This window comes from Microbispora sp. NPDC046973, assembly GCF_040644495.1.
Classification (GTDB): Bacteria; Actinomycetota; Actinomycetes; order Streptosporangiales; family Streptosporangiaceae; genus Microbispora.
The window spans coordinates 97,745-114,043 of sequence record NZ_JBEYWQ010000003.1; the positions used below are offsets into that span (position 1 = coordinate 97,745).

The window sequence follows — 16,299 nt, forward strand, 5'->3', positions numbered from 1 at the left end:
GTTGGACTACGACGTCGCGGTGATCGGGTCGGGGTTCGGCGGGAGCGTGACCGCGCTGCGGCTCACCGAGAAGGGCTATTCGGTCTGCGTTCTGGAGGCCGGCCGGCGGTTCGACGAAAAGACCCTGCCGAAGACCTCCTGGCGGGCCAGGGACTTCCTGTTCGCGCCCGCGCTCGGCCTGAAGGGCATCCAGCGCATCCACGTCCTGCGCGGCTCCAACGGCGTGATGGTGCTGGCCGGCGCGGGGGTGGGCGGCGGCTCGCTCGTCTACGCCAACACCCTCTACGAGCCGCTCGACCCGTTCTTCCGCGATCCCCAGTGGGCGCACATCACCGACTGGAAGGCCGAGCTCGCGCCCTACTACGACCAGGCCAGGCGGATGCTGGGCGTGGTGGGCAACCCCACCGTCACCGCCGCCGACGAGGTGATGAAGAAGGTCGCCGAGCGGATGGGCGTCGGCCACACCTTCCGTCTCGCCCCTGTCGGGGTGTTCTTCGGCGAGCCCGGCGTCGAGGTCGACGACCCCTACTTCGGCGGCGTGGGGCCGCGCCGGCGCGGCTGCACCGAATGCGGCGAGTGCATGACCGGCTGCCGCCACGGCGCCAAGAACATGCTGATCAAGAACTACCTCTACCTGGCCGAGAAGGCCGGGGCGAAGGTCCACCCGGAGACCACCGTGACGGGCGTGCGGCCGATCGAGGGCGGCTACGAGATCACGGTGAGGCGTACGGGCCCGTTCGGCCCCACCCGCACGCTGACCGCCGGCCAGGTGGTCTTCGCCGCCGGAACGTACGGCACGCAGCACCTGCTCCACCGGCTCAGGGCGACCACGCTCCCGCGGATCTCGCCCCGGCTCGGCGCGCTGACCCGGACGAACTCCGAGGCCCTGCTCGGCTTCGAACGCCTCACCACCAAGGGAACCAAACTCAACCGGGGCGTGGCGATCACCTCGTCGATCCATCCGGACGCCGAGACGCACATCGAGCCGGTCCGGTACGGCGACGGCTCCAACGCCATGGGGCTGCTGCGCACGCTGCTCGTGGACGGCGGCGGGCGGGCGCCGCGCTGGCTCAAGTTCCTCGGCGCGGCCGTGCGGCGGCCGCACCTGCTGCCCCGGCTGTTCAACCACCGCAGGTGGTCGGAGCGCACGGTCATCGCCCTGGTCATGCAGGCCAAGGACAACTCGATCACGCTCTCGCTGAAGAGCGGGAAGCTGCGGGCGGGCCCCGGCCACGGCGAGCCCAACCCCACCTGGATCCCCGCCGGGCACGAGGCCGTCCGCCTGGCGGCAGAGGAGATCGGCGGCCTTCCCGGCGGCTCCTGGCTCGACCTGTTCGACATCCCGGCGACCGCGCACTTCCTCGGCGGCTGCGCGATCGGCGACTCGCCCGAGACCGGGGTCATCGACCCCTACCATCGGGTCTACGGCTACGAGGGCCTGCACATCGTGGACGGCTCGGCCGTGTCGGCCAACCTCGGCGTCAACCCCTCGCTCACGATCACGGCGCAGGCCGAGCGCGCGATGGCGCTGTGGCCGAACAAGGGCGAGCCGGACCCGCGCCCCGCCCTCGGCGCGGCGTACGTGCGGCTCGGGCCGGTCGCGCCCGTGCGGCCGGTGGTCCCCGCGTCGGCGCCGGGCGCGCTGCGCCTGCCGATCGTGGGCGTCACGTCAGGGGGGACGGCAGCGGACGGCGGTGCACCACGTCGAGACGGGACACCGCGCGGGTGAGCGCCACGTAGAGCCTGCCCAGCCCGCGCTGCTCGGCCGCGACGATCTCGGCGGGCTCGGCCAGCACGACGTGGTCGTACTCCAGGCCCTTGCACAGGGTGGCGGGCACCACGGAGATCCGCACGGACGGGTCGGGCGTGAGGCCGCCGGCGACGGTCAGGCCGGCGTTCGTGAGCGCCGCGCGCAGGCGGGCGGCCGACGCGTCGGCGGCGATGACGCCGATCGAGCCCTCGTGGCCGAGCGCCTCGACCACCGCCGCCACGACCGCCGGGTCGCCCCCGCGCAGCACGCGCAACCGCCCGTCCCTCCGGAAGGACCGGGAGGGCGGCACGTCGACCGGGAGCTCGGCCAGCAGGCGGTTGGCGAGCTCGACGACGGCGGCGGGCGTGCGGAAACCGGTGGTGAGCGCCATGACCTTGGCCTCCGGCTTGCCCAGGTGGGCCATCTGCTCGTCCCAGTCGCGGGCGGCCCACGGGGTCGTGCCCTGCGCCAGGTCGCCGAGCACGGTGAGCGAGCCGTGCTCGCTGCGCCGGGCGACGGCCCTGCACTGCATCGGCGACAGGTCCTGCGCCTCGTCGACGATCACGTGGCCGTATCCCCGCGGACGCTCGATCAGGCCCGCGAGCTCGTCGAGCAGGATCAGGTCGGCGGCCGTCCAGGAGGCGCTCCGGTGGGTGCGCGGCGGTCTCGCCCAGATGATCGCCGCCCGCTCGGCCGCCGTGAGCACGCCCTCGGCGGCCTGCGAGCAGTCACTGAGCAGCTCGAACAGCACCTCCTCGGGGCGTACGGCCGGCCAGCAGGCGTCCACGGCGGCGGTGACGGTTCGGGCGGTCCGGCGCGTCCACGCCGTGTCGATCGTCCGGCCGCGGGCCTCCGCCCGGCTCCGCACGAGCGACGCCACGCGGGCGATGACGCGCTCGCGGCCCACGCCGTACGACATCGCCTCGCGCCGGGTCTCCTCGACCACGCGGCGCAGCTCGTCCCGCGAGACCCGCCAGCGGAAGGAATCGTCGGCCACCGCGAGCGGCTCTGCGGGCTCGCGGACCCGCCCGTAGAGCGCCCTGCGCAGCACCTCGGCCATGCGCACGTCGTGCTTGACGACCGCCGCGTCCGTGCCGTCGGTCCCCTTGACCGGGACCCGGGCGAGGAGCGCGTCGAGCGTGGTCTGCTCGACGTCGACCTCGCCCAGGGCCGGCAGCACCGCGGAGATGTAACCGAGGAAGGCCGGGTTCGGGCCGAGCACGAGCACGCCGCCGCGCGACAGCCGCTTGCGGTGGGCGTAGAGCAGATAGGCGGCGCGGTGCAGGCCGACCGCGGTCTTGCCGGTGCCCGGCCCGCCCTGCACGCACAGGGACTCCTCCAGGTCGGCGCGGACCAGGTCGTCCTGCTCCGGCTGGATGGTGGCGACGATGTCGCGCATCGGCCCGACCCGGGGGCGTTCGATCTCGGCCGTCAGGATGCGGCCCGCGCCGCCGAGATCCACCGCGCGATCCGGCCCGCGATCGAGGTGCTCGTCCTCGAAGCCGGTCAGCTCGCCGCCGGCCCAGCCGAAGCGCCGCCGTACGGCCACGCCCTGCGGGTCACGGGCCGAGGCCTTATAGAACGTCCGCGAGACCGGCGCCCTCCAGTCGATCACCAGGGGCGAGCCGCCGCCGTCGGCGGAGACGTGGCGGCGGCCGATGTGGTAGCGCCGCCCGGCGTGCTCGCCCGCGTCCGGGCCGAAGTCGAGGCGTCCGAAGAACGGGGGCCCTCCGTCGTCCTCGTTCAGCTCCTTCGCGAGGCTTTTCAGGTGGCGGCCCAGCCGCTCGGCGCTGTAGCGGTCACCCGCCACGGTCTCTCCGATCACCACGTTGTGCCGGGCGCCGTCCAGCATCCGGCGCAGACCCTCCTTGCAGCGTTCGACGTACGCCTGCTCCTCCTCCAGCGGGGTCATCCGCCGTCTCCTTCCCCCGGATTCCGTAGGGGCATGGAACAGCAACTCGGTTAAAAATGCAACTGGGTTAAATTTTGTGGCGATGCTGCTAGCCTGTGGGCATGGTCGAGGGGCTGCGGACGCGGAAGAAGGAGCGGACCCGCCAGGCCATTTCCGAGGTCGCGATCGCGATGTTCCTGGAACACGGCTTCGACCGGGTGGGCGTGGCCGAGATCGCGGCCGCGGCGGAGGTCTCCAAGCCCACGCTGTTCCGGTATTTCCCCTCCAAGGAGGATCTGGTCCTGCACCGGATCGCCGACCACAGGGGAGAGGCCGCGGCCGTGGTGCGCGCCCGCCCGGCCGGGCGGACCCCGCTCGACGCGCTGCACGACGCCTTCATGACCGGACTCGACGCCCGCGAGCCGACCACCGGGCTGTGCGACCACCCGGCGGTGATGGCCTACCACCGTCTCGTGTTCGACACCCCCAGCCTGGCGTCCCGCGTGGCCGAGTACGCCGCGGCGGAGACGGAGGCGCTGGCGCAGGCGTTGAGCGAGGCGATGGACGCCGCTCCCCGCGCTCCCGGAAGCACGTCCGGTCCCGGACCGCGCCTGACCTCGCGCCTGGTGGCCGCGCAGTACGTCGCCGTCCGGCAGATCCTGGCCAGGGACAACTATGCGGCGCTGGCGTCCGGCCGGACGGCCGGCGAGGTGTACGGCGAGGCCGTCGCCGCCGCCGGCACCGCCTTCGAACTGCTACGGCACGGCGCGCGGGCGCACGGTCTGTGACCCATCGTCAAGATCGCTGAGGCGGTCTACGCTCGACGAGTGCAGACCGAGGGTCCCAGCAGGACCGCGCTCCACGCGGCGGCGGCGCGCGCCGCCCACCTGATCGTCGACGGGGAGCCGGTCGTCTTCCGCGACCCGTTGGCGTACGCCCTGCTGGGCGAGTGCGCCGAGGACTACGTGCGCCCGCACCGCGAGGCGGCCGGTCACCCCGTCCTCGCCGGGCTGCGCGCGGCCGTCGTCACCCGAGGCCGCTACACCGAGGACCGCCTGGCCGGCGCCGTACGGCGGGGCGTCCGCCAGTACGTGATCCTCGGCGCGGGGCTCGACACCTACGCCTGCAGGTCGGCCCCCGGTCCCGTGGAGGTCTTCGAGGTGGACCACCCGGGCACCCAGCGCTGGAAACGGGAGGCGATGGCGCGCGCGGGCATTGCGGCGCCGCCCCGCCTCACGTACGTCCCCGCGGACATGGAAGCCGGGCAGTGCCCCGTCGACCGGCTCGTGGCGCACGGGTTCGACCTCGCCCGCCCGGCGTTCGCGAGCTGGCTCGGCGTGACCGTCTACCTCACCCGCGAGGCCGTCGCGCGTACGCTCGCCGGGCTCGGCCGCCTCGCCCCCGGCAGCGAGATCGTCATGGACCACCTGCTGCCCGAGTCCCTGCGCGGCCCGCGTGCCACGGCGTACGCCGAGACCCTGATGCCGCTGGTGGCGGAGGGCGGCGAGCCCTGGCTGACGTTCCTCGGCCCGCGAGAGGCGGCGGACCTGCTGGAGGAGCACGGCTTCGAGGTGGTCGAGCAGGCGCCGGAGGGCGAGGCCGCCGGCCCCGCCCTCCGGGAGCGTGCGGACGCCCTGGCCGTCAGCGGGATCTCGGTGATCACCCACGCCCGCCGGAGGGCCTGACGGGTTCGCAGTCACGACCGCCGTCCTCGCCCGGGCGGACAGCGTCACCGCGCCGATAGACTGGCGTTACCGCCTCGCTGCCTTCATGGGGGTCCTTTCCAGTGTCTGAGTTCGACACGGTCCTCGTCGTGGACTTCGGCGCGCAGTACGCGCAGCTGATCGCGCGACGGGTGCGTGAGTGCCACGTCTACTCCGAGATCGTCCCGTCGTCGATGCCGGTGTCGGAGATGCTGGCCAGGAAGCCCAAGGCGATCATCCTGTCCGGCGGCCCCTCGTCGGTGTACGCCGAGGGCGCCCCGCCGGTGCCCGACGGCCTGTTCGAGACCGGCGTGCCGACCTTCGGCATCTGCTACGGCTTCCAGGCCATGGCCCGGGCGCTCGGGGGCGAGGTCGCCAGGACCGACTCCGCCGAGTTCGGCGGGACCGCGCTCAAGGTCCTCCAGGAGGGTCTGCTGTTCGCCGGCCTGCCCGCCGCGCAGACCGTCTGGATGTCGCACGGCGACTCCGTGGTCGGCGCCCCCGCCGGCTTCGCCGTCACCGCGGCCACCGACGCCACGCCGGTCGCCGCGATGGAGGACCCCTCGCGCGGCCTCTACGGCGTGCAGTTCCACCCCGAGGTGCTCCACTCCGAGCACGGGCAGCAGGTGCTCAAGCACTTCCTGGAGGCGGCCGGCTGCCGCCCGTCGTGGACCATGCTCAACATCGTCGAGGACGCCGTGGAGGCCGTGCGCGCCCAGGTGGGCGACGGCCGGGCGATCTGCGCGCTGTCGGGCGGCGTCGACTCCGCCGTCGCCGCCGCGATTGTCCAGCGGGCCATCGGCGACCGGCTGACCTGCGTCTTCGTCGACCACGGACTGCTGCGCAAGGGCGAGGCCGAGCAGGTCGAGCGCGACTTCGTCGAGGTGACCGGCGTCAAGCTGCGCGTCGTGGACGCCTCGGAGCGCTTCCTCAAGGCGCTGTCGGGCGTCACCGACCCGGAGGAGAAGCGCAAGATCATCGGACGCGAGTTCATCCGGGTCTTCGAGGACGAGCAGCGCGCGATCCTCGCCGACGGGCCGGTGGACTTCCTCGTGCAGGGCACCCTCTACCCCGACGTGGTCGAGTCCGGCGGCGGCACCGGCACCGCGAACATCAAGTCGCACCACAACGTGGGCGGGCTGCCCGAGGACCTCAAATTCGAACTGGTCGAGCCGCTGCGCACCCTGTTCAAGGACGAGGTGCGGCGGGCCGGCGAGGAGCTGGGCCTGCCCGCGGCGATGGTCTGGCGCCAGCCGTTCCCCGGGCCCGGCCTCGGCATCCGGATCATCGGCGAGGTCACCCGCGAGCGCCTCGACCTGCTGCGCGAGGCCGACGCCATCGCCCGAGAGGAGCTCACCCGCGCCGGTCTCGACCGCGACATCTGGCAGTGCCCGGTCGTGCTGCTCGCCGACGTCCGCTCGGTCGGCGTGCAGGGCGACGGCCGCACCTACGGCCACCCGGTCGTCCTGCGGCCGGTGACCTCCGAGGACGCCATGACCGCCGACTGGGCGCGGGTGCCGTACGACGTGCTGTCGCGCATCTCCACCCGCATCACCAACGAGGTCCGCGAGGTCAACCGGGTGGTCCTCGACGTGACGAGCAAGCCGCCGGGCACCATCGAGTGGGAGTGATCCGGGATCGATGAGCCGGGATCAATCGGAATGATCCCGGCCGCGCTGGATAGGGTAGCGCGGTGATTGCCACTCAGCCCGTCACCGCTTCGTCAAGCGCCAAGGCCGCCAGGCTCGCCTGGCTCGACGCTCTGCGGGGAATCGGCGCGATGGCGGTGGTCGCCGAGCACGCGTTGCCCTGGCTCATGCCGTCGCTGCGCCCCTACTGGTTCAGCCTCGGCATGTACGGCGTGCTGGTCTTCTTCCTGGTCAGCGGGTACATCATCCCCGCGTCCCTGGAGAACAGGGGCGACGTCGGAGCGTTCTGGGTGAGCCGGGTGTTCCGGCTGTACCCGCTCTACCTGCTGGTGATCGCCGTCGTGCTCGTCATGGCGTTCTGGGTTCCGGTGCGCCAGGAGGTTCCCCGGCACCCGTCGGCCGTGGCCGCGCACGTGAGCATGCTGCTCGACGTCGTCCACACCGGCGCCCTGGCCGACCCGATGTGGACGCTGTCGTACGAGATGGTGTTCTACCTGCTGGTGACCGCGCTGTTCGTGGGCGGGGCGCACCGGCGCAGCGGGACGCTGGCGATCGCCTTCGGCGTCGTGGCGGTCGCCGCCGGGCTGGTGCTGTCGGCGCCGCTGCTGCCGGGGCCGTGGCCCGCCGTCGCCGCCTGCGTGCTGTTCCTCGCGGGGCTGGCCTGCCTGATCACCGGCCGGTTCCGCACGGTCGCGGCGTACGCGCTGGGCCTGATGGCGCTGGTGCTGCTCGTGTTCGGCAGCTTCGTGCCGTGGTTCGGGGCGGCCATCCTCGCGGTGATGTTCACCGGCACGGCCCTGTACCGCTGGGAGCGGGGCACGGGCGGGCTCGGCCCGGTCGTGGCCGCGGCGGCCCTGGTGGCCGCCGCGCCGGTGTGGTCGATCCAGGCGGGCTGGTGGTGGGTGCAGCCCGACGTGTGGATCACCACGATCGTCCTCGCCGCCGGGACGTTCGCGCTCGGCATGGCGCTGCGCGGGCGGCGCGTGCCCGGCGTGCTGACCTGGCTCGGCCTGATCAGCTACTCGGTCTACCTGGTGCACCACCCGCTGCTCAAGTATCTGAACGCGCTCTCCGGCGACCTGCGGTCGCTCACGCCCACCGGCCAGGCGGCCGTCGCGCTCGGCTACCTCGTGGCGCTGTTCACGCTGAGCTGGCTGACCTACCGCTTCGTGGAGGCGCCGGCCCAGGCGCTGGGACGCAGGATCAGTGGACGTCGGTCGTCGGCTCCATCCCCGACCGGTCGGGATATACCTGTCCCGGGGTGAGCTCCTGGCCCTCCAGCAGGGTGGACACCGTTACGAAGCTGTAGCCCTCCGCGGTCAGCGTCTGGAGCACCTCGGGCATCGACTGCACGGTCTCCTTGACGGTCTCGTGCATCAGCACGACCTCACCCTCTCCGGCCACGTCCAGGGCCCGGTTGGTGAGAAGGTCCACGTGCCGGTAGTCCTTGATGTAGTCCTTCGTGGCGGACGTGCCGGGCACCTGGATGAGCCCGAACTTGGCGGTGATCTCCTCCACGCCGCCGTTGCGCAGCCCGCCGGGCGCGCGGAAGAGCTTCGGCGCCTTGCCCGTCGTCTTCTGGATCAGCCGCTGGGTGTCGCCGATCTTCTTGTTGATCTGGGCGTACGTCAGCTCGGTCAGGTAGCTGGCATCCCACGAGTGGTTGCCGATCTCGTGGCCCGACTTGGCGATCTGCTGAGTGAGCTTCGGGTGCTTCTTCACCTCCGTCCCGATGACGAAGAACGTCGCCTTCGCCTTGTAGGTGGCGAGGGTCTTCAGCAGGGTCTGCAGGTACGGCCCGGGACCGTCGTCGAAGGTCAGGGCGATGCATTTGTGGGTCGCGCAGTACGGTTCATCGGTCCCGCGAGCCTGCGCAGGGGTGGCGGCGGCCGCGGTGAGGGCGCACGCGACGGCCAGAGGGATGAGACGACGTACAGCCATGGGGTACTCCTCGGGGGGATCTATAACGCGGCATCGTAACGTGCTCCGGGTCACTTCCTCCTCTTCAGTCCGGTTTCGTATCGACCGGAAACCTTCGTCCACCTGGGACGGGAGCGATTAAACCTTCGGCCAAGGAAGGGACTAAGGCTGCCTCCGCGCGAGCGGGGTTCGCGATGCTGGGCCGGTCGGAAGAGGAACCGGGCAGCGTGAGGAGGGCGGGTGACGCGAACCGCCACCCGGTCGGCGTGGGGGACGTGGATCGGGTTCGAGTCCTGTCCCACGCTGCTCGGCCGCCTCGTCGAGGGCTTCGCCGGTCCCTGGACCCCGCTGGAGGACGTTCCCGTCCCCGACATCCCGGCCGTTCCGGCAGGCGACGCGGACCCGGGCCGGGACGCCACACGAGACGCGGCGCCGGACGGAGCCGGCGCGATCGGATGCGTCGTGCTCGCGGCGCGGTCCCCGGCCGACCTGCGCAGGGCGGTGCCGCTGCGCGGCCTGCTGCCGACGGCGACGCGGGTGCGCCTCGCCGTCGCCGACGTGCCGCCCTGGGCGGCACAGCCGCTGCCGGTCGCCGCGCCGGGCGCCTGCTGGCGGCACCTGACCGAGATGCGGGTCGCCCGCCGGGGCCGCGGCTGGCACCTGGACGCCGCCTTCACCGAGCCGGTTCCGGCCGGCGACGTCGTGGCCCACGTCGCGAACGGCCTGTTCGGCGGATGTGAGGCGGCCACTCCCGTCGCGGGACTGGAGGGCGGCGGCACGGCCGACTGGCGGCCCGGCGACCCCAACGTGACGGTGTCGCCGCCCGGCGGGCCGGTGCCGGAGCGCCGCGACGCCCCGGGCTGCGACCTGCCGCTGCGACGGGCGGAGGCGGACGGCCCTGTGGTCGCCGGCCCTGTGGTCGCCGGTGCTGTGGTCGCCGGGCCTGTGGTCGCGGGTCTGCCGCCGCTGGACGAGGCCGTGGTCAACCCCATCGGATTCCGGCAGCATCCCGCGCAGGCGATGGCGGCGCTCGCCGCGCACCGGGACGGATTCGTCGTCACCCTCGGCGGGAACAGGCTCATGCGGCTTCCGGCCTGCGGGCGGGTGACGGACGTGGACGTCGCCCGCCTGCGGGACGTGCGGGGCATCGAGGTGCCGGCGTTCGACGGGCGGGCGAGTGAAGTCGCCCGGGTCGTGGCCGCTCTCTCGGCCGCCGGGATCCCGGTGGTCGCCGCGCCCGATCCCGCCCGCGACCGGGCGCTGGGCCCCGCCCTCGCCGCCGCGGTCGCTGCCGTGACCGGGGAGGCGCTCGCCTCCGACCTGCGCCGCGAGGAGCTGAGCATCCGGCTGCGCAGGGCCGCGCTGCGCGAGCACGGCGCCGCCACCCGCTGGCGGCGTCTGGCCCTGGCCGTCGGCCTGCCGGGGCCGCCGGAGCCGCGGGTCTCGATCCTGCTGTGCACGCGCCGCCCGGAGATGGTGCCGTTCGCGGTCGAGCAGATGGAGCGCCAGCGCGGCGTGACCACCGAGCTGATCGTGGGGCTGCACGGCTTCACCGCACGGGAGGCGGCGACGCCCCGCACGCGGCTGCCGGTCACCGTGATCGAGGCCCCCGCCGCGACGCCGTTCGGCGAGGTCCTGAACCGGATGGCGGCCGTCGCCTCCGGGTCGTACCTCGCCAAGGTGGACGACGACGACTGGTATGGGCCCGACCACCTCGCCGACCTCCTCCTCGCCCGCCGCTACAGCGGCGCCGACCTCGTCGGCTCGGCCGCGGAGTTCGTCTACCTGGAGTCGCTCGACGTGACGATCAGGAGGTGCATCGGCACCGAACGGTTCGCGCCGCTGGTGGCCGGGGGCACGATGCTGGTCACCCGGGCGGCGTTCGAGGCGGCCGGCGGCTTCCGGCCCCTTGCGAGGACGGTGGACGGCCAGTTGCTGCAGGCGGTGGAGGCCGTCGGCGGCCGGATCTACCGCACCCACGGCCTCGGCTACGTGCTGCGCCGCCGCAGCGCGTACGGCCACACCTGGCGCCAGCCCGTGCAGTCGTTCCTCGCGTCCTACCAGGAGCAGTGGCGCGGGCTGGTCTTCAACGAACTGATGGAGGACGGTGCCCGATGGCGGGCGGAGGTGAGGACGTGACGGGGGCTGCGCGCATCCCGCTCAACGACTACGGGGTGCTCGGAGAGCCGCCCGCGCCGGGGGAGTGGACCCCCACGCTCACGGTGAGCGTGGTGATCCCGGCGTACCGCGCGGAGCGCACGCTGCCGCTGACGCTGGCCAGCCTGGCCCGGCAGACCTACCCGGCCCACCTCATGGAGGTCGTGGTGGTGGACGACGGCGAGCGGCCCATGGAGCCGCCGGCCGGGTCGCCGGCAGTGTCATCATCCGGGCCGCTGCCCGAGCGGCTGCGGGTGGTCCGCCCGCGCGACGGGGCGTGGGGGAGGGCGAGCGCCTGCGCGGCGGGAGCCGAGGCGGCCGAGGGCGAGGTGATCCTCTACCTGGACGCCGACCTCGTGCTGTTCCCCGAGCACGTGGAGGCCCAGATGCGCTGGCACCACCTGGCCGACTACCTGGTCGTGCTCGGGCACCTGCGGTTCGTGCCCGGCCTCGACGAGGTCCCGGCGAGCGAGGTGCTCGCGGCCGTCGAGGCGGGTGCGGTGCCCAAGCTCTTCGCCGAGGAGGACGCCACGCCGCAGTGGACCGAGCGGCGCTGGGACCAGACCGACGACCTGCGGGCGGCCGGTTTCAGCGCGTTCTCCGTGATGGTCGGGGCCACCGCGTCGCTGCCCGCCCGCCTGCTGCGCGCCGCCGGAGGGCTGGACGCCTCGCTGGTCCTCGGCGAGGACACCGAGCTCGGCTACCGGCTGGCCCAGGCGGGAGCCGTGTTCGTGCCCGACCGCCGCAGCCGGTGCTGGCACCTCGGCCGGTCCACCGTCATGCGCCGCGAGCCCGACGTGAAGCGGCACAACTGGCCCCACCTCGCCGAGCGCGTCCCGAGCTTCCGCTGGCTGCGCAGGCACCCCCACCGCACCTACCTCGTGCCGTACGTCGAGGTCGTGGTCGAGGTGGGGGACGCGTCGTTCGAGGAGGTCAGGGCGACCGTCGACGCCGTGCTCGGCGGGCGGCTGCCCGACGTGCGGGTGACGGTCGTCGGGCCCTGGGGACGGCTCGGCGGCGGGCGGCGCGACCCGCTCGGCGACCCCGCGCTCGACCTGCGCCTGGTTCTCGCCTGCTACCAGGGCGAGCCGCGCGTGCGGTTCCGCGAGGCCGTGCCGGACGACTGCTTCCCCGTGCCGTTCCGCTTCCACTGCCCGCCCGGCTGGGTGCCGGCGCGCGGCACCATCGGATCGGTGGTCAAGCACGCCGACCGGCAGCGGCTCGGGATCGTCTCGCTCGCGCTGGACGAACGCGAGGACGGCCGCGTCGTGCACGCCCGGCTGGAGCGGACCGCCGCGATGAGCCGCGCCCGCCACTGCGCCGGACCGGAGGACGACCTCGGCGACCTCGTCCACGAGATGTACGGCACGGTGTGGGACGCGGGCGACAAATGGGGGTTCCTGCCCGCCGCGCTCGCCGTGAGCACCGCCCCGCCGGTGCCCGGCCGCGTCTGGACGGGCGCTTCCGGAGAGGCGGGCGCTCCCGGCGAAGCCGGGGCCGCGAGGGCGCTTCGCCGTCCCCGCCACCAGGGCCGCTCGGGTGCCCGGCCGCTGCGCCGCACCGCCCGGCTGCTCCGCAGGCGCCTGCGCGCGCTCGTGCGCCCGACCTGAGCCGCGCGTGTTTCCCGCTCACCATCGGGGCGCTCGCATCCGCCGGTCGTGCCGCAGGCGCGCGGGGACACAGCCCTCGTCGCTCGGAGTCGCTCGTTCCTCGCTCCCCGCTCGCTCCTCAGTCCAGACCGGCGGCGCGCCCCTCCGGATCGCTCGTGTCTCCGTCCGCCGCTTCGCCGACCCGAAGGACCGCCCGTGCCCCGCCTCAGTGTGATCATCCCGATCTACGACGTGGAACCGTACCTCGCCGGCTGCCTGGCCTCGGTCGCCGCGCAGACCTGGCAGGACATCGAGGTCGTCATGGTCGACGACGGCTCTCCCGACGGCAGCGCCGACATCGCCGCCGGCTTCGCGGCGCGCGACGGCAGGTTCCGGCTGGTCCGCCAGGCCAACGCGGGGCTCGGTGCGGCGCGCAACACGGGCGTGCGGCACGCCACCGGGGAGCACCTGATGTTCCTCGACAGCGACGACCTGCTGCCGGCGCACGCCCTCGAATGCCTCCTGGCGTCCCTGGAACGGTCGGGATCGGACCTCGCCACCGGCAACGTGCTGCGTCTCGACGGGCGCGGCGCCCGCCAGTCGGCCCTGCATCGGGCCGTCTTCGCCGACGCCGCCGCGGCCACCCACATCACCCGGACGCACGCGCTCCTGCGCGACCGCCTGGTCACCAACAAACTGTGGCGCCGCTCGTTCTGGGACGCCCACGGGTTCGCCTTCCCCGAAGGCGTGCTGTACGAGGACATCGCGGTGGCCCTGCGCGCCCACTTCCTGGCGAGGGCCGTGGACGTGCTGCCCACACCGGTCTACCTGTGGCGGCGGCGCGAGGACGGCGGCCGCTCGATCACGCAGGACAAGACACAGGCCGCGCATCTGCAGGACCGGTTCGCCGCCGTCACCGAGGTCCGCCGTTTCCTCAGCCGCCACAACCTCACCGCGCACATCCACGCCTGGGATCACGCCGTGCTCGACGGCGACCTCACGAACTTCCTCGACGTGCTCGACCAGGCCTCCCCGGCGTTCCGGGAGCGCTTCCTCGACCTCGCCGGCCTGTACCTGGAGGACGTGGCGCCCCCCGTGCTCGACGGGCTGCCCGCACTGCGGCGCCTGCAGTGGCATCTGGTGCGCCTGCGCCGCATGGCCGACCTGCTGGAGGTCCTGGCCTGGGACCAGGAGGTGAAACCCGACCGGCGGCTCGTCCGCAGGATGGGCGGCCACCACCTGAACGTGCCCCTCGCCCGCTCCGCCGGCCGGGCGATCCCGGCCGCCGTGACCAGGGCCAGGGACGAACTCGTCCCGCGTCACCGCATCGACGCGGTCCGCTGGGAGGACGGCGTGCTCGTGGTGGAGGGACGCGCGGCCCCGCCGTTCCTGCGCCCCACCCGGCGGGTCCACCAGCAGGTCTTCGCCGCCCTCGTCCACGAGCGGACCGGGCGGCGTGTCCGGGTGCCGGCCTCGGTCACCAGGGCCCGGGTGTCCACGAAGTCGAAGGAGCGCGACTGGGGCGGCTTCCGGCTCGCCATCGACCCCGCGGCGCTAATCAGGCCGGGCCGGCTCGGGCGGTGGCACGTCGAGCTGCGGGTGCTCCACCGGGGCGTCCTGCGGCGCGGACGGCTGACCGACCCGCGCGCCGACGCCTCGATCGTCGAGCAGACGGGATATCGCGCTGTGGGCCCCGATCACTACGTCGCCCCGCTGCTCGGGGAGACCGGCGTCCTCGTGCTGCGGGCCGAGCGGGAGACCGCCCGGGTCGTCACGCGAGAGATGCGGGACGGCCGTCTGCGCCTGGTGGGCCACGTCGTCAACGACCTCGGCCCGAGCCCGGTGCTCCAGGTCACCCGGCGCCCCGGAGGCGTCCCCCGCACCTGTCCCGTGAACGTCGACCGGCGTACGTTCGAGGCCGTCGTCGACCTGCATGACCTGCTGCCCGGGTCCAGGACCCCGCGGATCGCCGTGCCGGCGGAGGTCGCCGTGCCCGAGACGTGGTGGGAGGTCGAGGTGCGGGCCGCCGACGGCAGCGTGACGCCCGTGACCCTCGCCGAGGACGTGCCCACCGGCCGGTACGGCCTGGCCGGCCGGGAGATCGTCGTGACCCGCGACCGCACCGGCGGCCTGGTTCTGCGGGACCAGCCCGTCGCGGCGTACGCCGACCTCGCCGAGTGGCTGCCCGCGCGCCGAGGGGGAGGCGGCGAGCTGCTGATCGAGGGCGGTCTCGCGGTGCCGCACGAGATGTCGGCGCTGGTGGTGGCCGCCCTCGACCCCGTCACCCCCGTCGCCCGCAGCACCCACCGGCGCCGGGAGTGGCTGTTGCCGATCGAGGGAGCGGGAACCCGCTTCCGGGCGCGGCTGACGCCCGAGCAGGTCGGCTCGCCGGCCGGGCGGCTGCCGCTGCCGCGCGGCCGGTACGCCCTGGCGATCCGGGCACGCGCCGCCGGGGGAGAGTGGACGGACCTGCCGCTGGAGTTCGACACGGACGTGCCGGCGGCGCACCAGACGGCCCGCCGTACGTTCGGGATCGTCACGTCGGGTCCGGGCCGGGCCGTGCTGACCGTCAGCGGCGACCTGACCGCCGACGAGCGCGGCAAGAAGGCCCAGCGGGTGCTGCGCACGAGGACCTATCCCCAGATGAGGGACAGGCCGCTGCGGGACGCCGTCCTGTTCGACGGCGGCGCGGGCACCCGCTTCGGCGGCAGCCCGAGGGCGGTCTGCGAGGAACTGCGCCGCCGGGGGACCGACCTGCCGCTGCTGTGGAACGTGCGGGACGGCCAGGTCGCCCTGCCCGGCGACGTCGAACCGGTGCGCACCCTGGGACGGGAGCACTACGAGGCCCTCGCCCGGTGCCGCTACGTCGTCACCGACGCGCCGCTGCCGCCGTGGTTCGAGCGCAGGCCCGGCCAGGTGGTCGTGCAGACCTGGCAGCAGCCCGTGTACACGCCGAAGGACGCCGCCGGCGGGTGCGGAGCGGGTCAGTGGACCCATCTCGTCTCCGCGGGGCCGTGGTGGACCCCGCTGCTGCGGCGGGCCTTCGCCTTCGAGGCGGCGGCGCTGGAGACCGGCCTGCCCTGCGACGACCTGCTGATCGGGCCCGGCGCGGGGGAGCGCGCCGCCGAGGTGCGGCGCCGCCTCGGCCTGCCGGAGCGCGCCCACGTCCTGCTGTACGTCGCGGGGGAGCACGACACGCTCGACGCCGGGCGCCTGGCGGCGGGGCTGACCGGTGACCACGTTCTGCTGGTCCGCCACCCCGCGGGAGCCGGGACGGACGGCGTCCGCCTGTGGGACGTCAGCGGCCATCCGGACCCGCACGAGCTGTACCTCGCCGCCGACGTCCTGCTCGCCGGGGATGTGGCGGCGGTGTTCGACTTCGCCGTGACGGGACGCCCGGTGCTGCTGCACGCCGGTCGGCCGCGGGACCTGTGGCTCCTGCCCGAGGCGCCGGGGCCGGTGCTGCACGGTATCGCCGGGGGTGGCGCCGGGGGAGAGGACGAGGTGTTCGACGCGCTCGCGCACCTCGACGAGGTCGCGGACAAGCACAGGGACGCGTACGCCGCGTTCCTGGCGAGGTATCGCCCGATGGCCGACGGGCAGGCCGCCCGCCGGGTGGTGGACGCCCTGTTCGGCTGAC

Annotated in this window: 10 protein-coding genes; 8 read left to right on the forward strand and 2 right to left on the reverse strand. The window is 74.0% G+C overall.

All coding sequences use genetic code 11. From position 1 onward, the window contains the following. Position 1 precedes the first annotated feature (1 nt). Positions 2–1,729, forward strand: a complete 1,728-nt coding sequence (locus ABZ860_RS07680) for a GMC family oxidoreductase (RefSeq protein WP_357216519.1) — start codon at positions 2–4, stop codon at positions 1,727–1,729. On the opposite strand, the gene ABZ860_RS07685 is transcribed toward ABZ860_RS07680, so the two are convergent. Continuing rightward, positions 1,665–3,662 carry an AAA family ATPase gene (locus tag ABZ860_RS07685; protein WP_357216522.1) on the reverse strand — a complete coding sequence of 666 codons (1,998 nt, stop codon included), beginning with the start codon at positions 3,660–3,662 and terminating at the stop codon, positions 1,665–1,667. The two genes, ABZ860_RS07680 and ABZ860_RS07685, sit on opposite strands and share 65 nt — an antisense overlap. Positions 3,663–3,763: 101 nt before the next feature. Between ABZ860_RS07685 and ABZ860_RS07690 the strand changes: the two genes are divergently transcribed. The 4 genes from ABZ860_RS07690 to ABZ860_RS07705 all read left to right on the forward strand — a co-directional run bounded on the left by ABZ860_RS07690 (position 3,764) and on the right by ABZ860_RS07705 (position 8,258). After that, positions 3,764–4,429: a TetR/AcrR family transcriptional regulator gene (locus ABZ860_RS07690; protein ID WP_357216524.1), complete on the forward strand. Its 666-nt coding sequence runs from the start codon at positions 3,764–3,766 to the stop codon at positions 4,427–4,429. Positions 4,430–4,468: 39 nt separating this feature from the next. Then, on the forward strand, positions 4,469–5,326 hold the full coding sequence (locus tag ABZ860_RS07695; protein WP_357216527.1) for an SAM-dependent methyltransferase: 858 nt from the start codon (positions 4,469–4,471) through the stop codon (positions 5,324–5,326). 101 nt (positions 5,327–5,427) lie between these two features. After that, complete coding sequence (gene guaA / locus ABZ860_RS07700; protein WP_357216530.1) at positions 5,428–6,975, forward strand: glutamine-hydrolyzing GMP synthase; 1,548 nt, start codon at positions 5,428–5,430, stop codon at positions 6,973–6,975. A gap of 62 nt (positions 6,976–7,037) precedes the next feature. Then, positions 7,038–8,258 carry an acyltransferase gene (locus ABZ860_RS07705; protein WP_357216532.1) on the forward strand — a complete coding sequence of 407 codons (1,221 nt, stop codon included), beginning with the start codon at positions 7,038–7,040 and terminating at the stop codon, positions 8,256–8,258. Here the strand turns inward: ABZ860_RS07705 and ABZ860_RS07710 are convergent. Next, positions 8,197–8,934: a polysaccharide deacetylase family protein gene (locus ABZ860_RS07710; RefSeq protein ID WP_357216535.1), complete on the reverse strand. Its 738-nt coding sequence runs from the start codon at positions 8,932–8,934 to the stop codon at positions 8,197–8,199. The genes ABZ860_RS07705 and ABZ860_RS07710 overlap by 62 nt on opposite strands. 219 nt (positions 8,935–9,153) lie before the next feature. On the opposite strand from ABZ860_RS07710, the gene ABZ860_RS07715 reads away from it, so the two are divergent. The 3 genes from ABZ860_RS07715 to ABZ860_RS07725 all read left to right on the forward strand — a co-directional run bounded on the left by ABZ860_RS07715 (position 9,154) and on the right by ABZ860_RS07725 (position 16,298). Next, positions 9,154–11,052 carry a glycosyl transferase family 2 gene (locus ABZ860_RS07715; protein ID WP_357216538.1) on the forward strand — a complete coding sequence of 633 codons (1,899 nt, stop codon included), beginning with the start codon at positions 9,154–9,156 and terminating at the stop codon, positions 11,050–11,052. Then, positions 11,049–12,680, forward strand: a complete 1,632-nt coding sequence (locus ABZ860_RS07720; RefSeq protein WP_357216541.1) for a glycosyltransferase — start codon at positions 11,049–11,051, stop codon at positions 12,678–12,680. The genes ABZ860_RS07715 and ABZ860_RS07720 overlap by 4 nt, the downstream gene beginning before the upstream one ends. A gap of 195 nt (positions 12,681–12,875) precedes the next feature. After that, positions 12,876–16,298, forward strand: a complete 3,423-nt coding sequence (locus ABZ860_RS07725; protein WP_357216544.1) for a glycosyltransferase — start codon at positions 12,876–12,878, stop codon at positions 16,296–16,298. Position 16,299 lies beyond the last annotated feature (1 nt).

Coding starts and splice junctions, on each gene's coding strand:
- ABZ860_RS07685 (WP_357216522.1), bottom strand. CDS start 3,662: ATGACCCCGCTGGAGGAGGAGCAGGCGTACGTCGAACGCTGCAAGGAG.
- ABZ860_RS07690 (WP_357216524.1), top strand. CDS start 3,764: ATGGTCGAGGGGCTGCGGACGCGGAAGAAGGAGCGGACCCGCCAGGCC.
- ABZ860_RS07710 (WP_357216535.1), bottom strand. CDS start 8,934: ATGGCTGTACGTCGTCTCATCCCTCTGGCCGTCGCGTGCGCCCTCACC.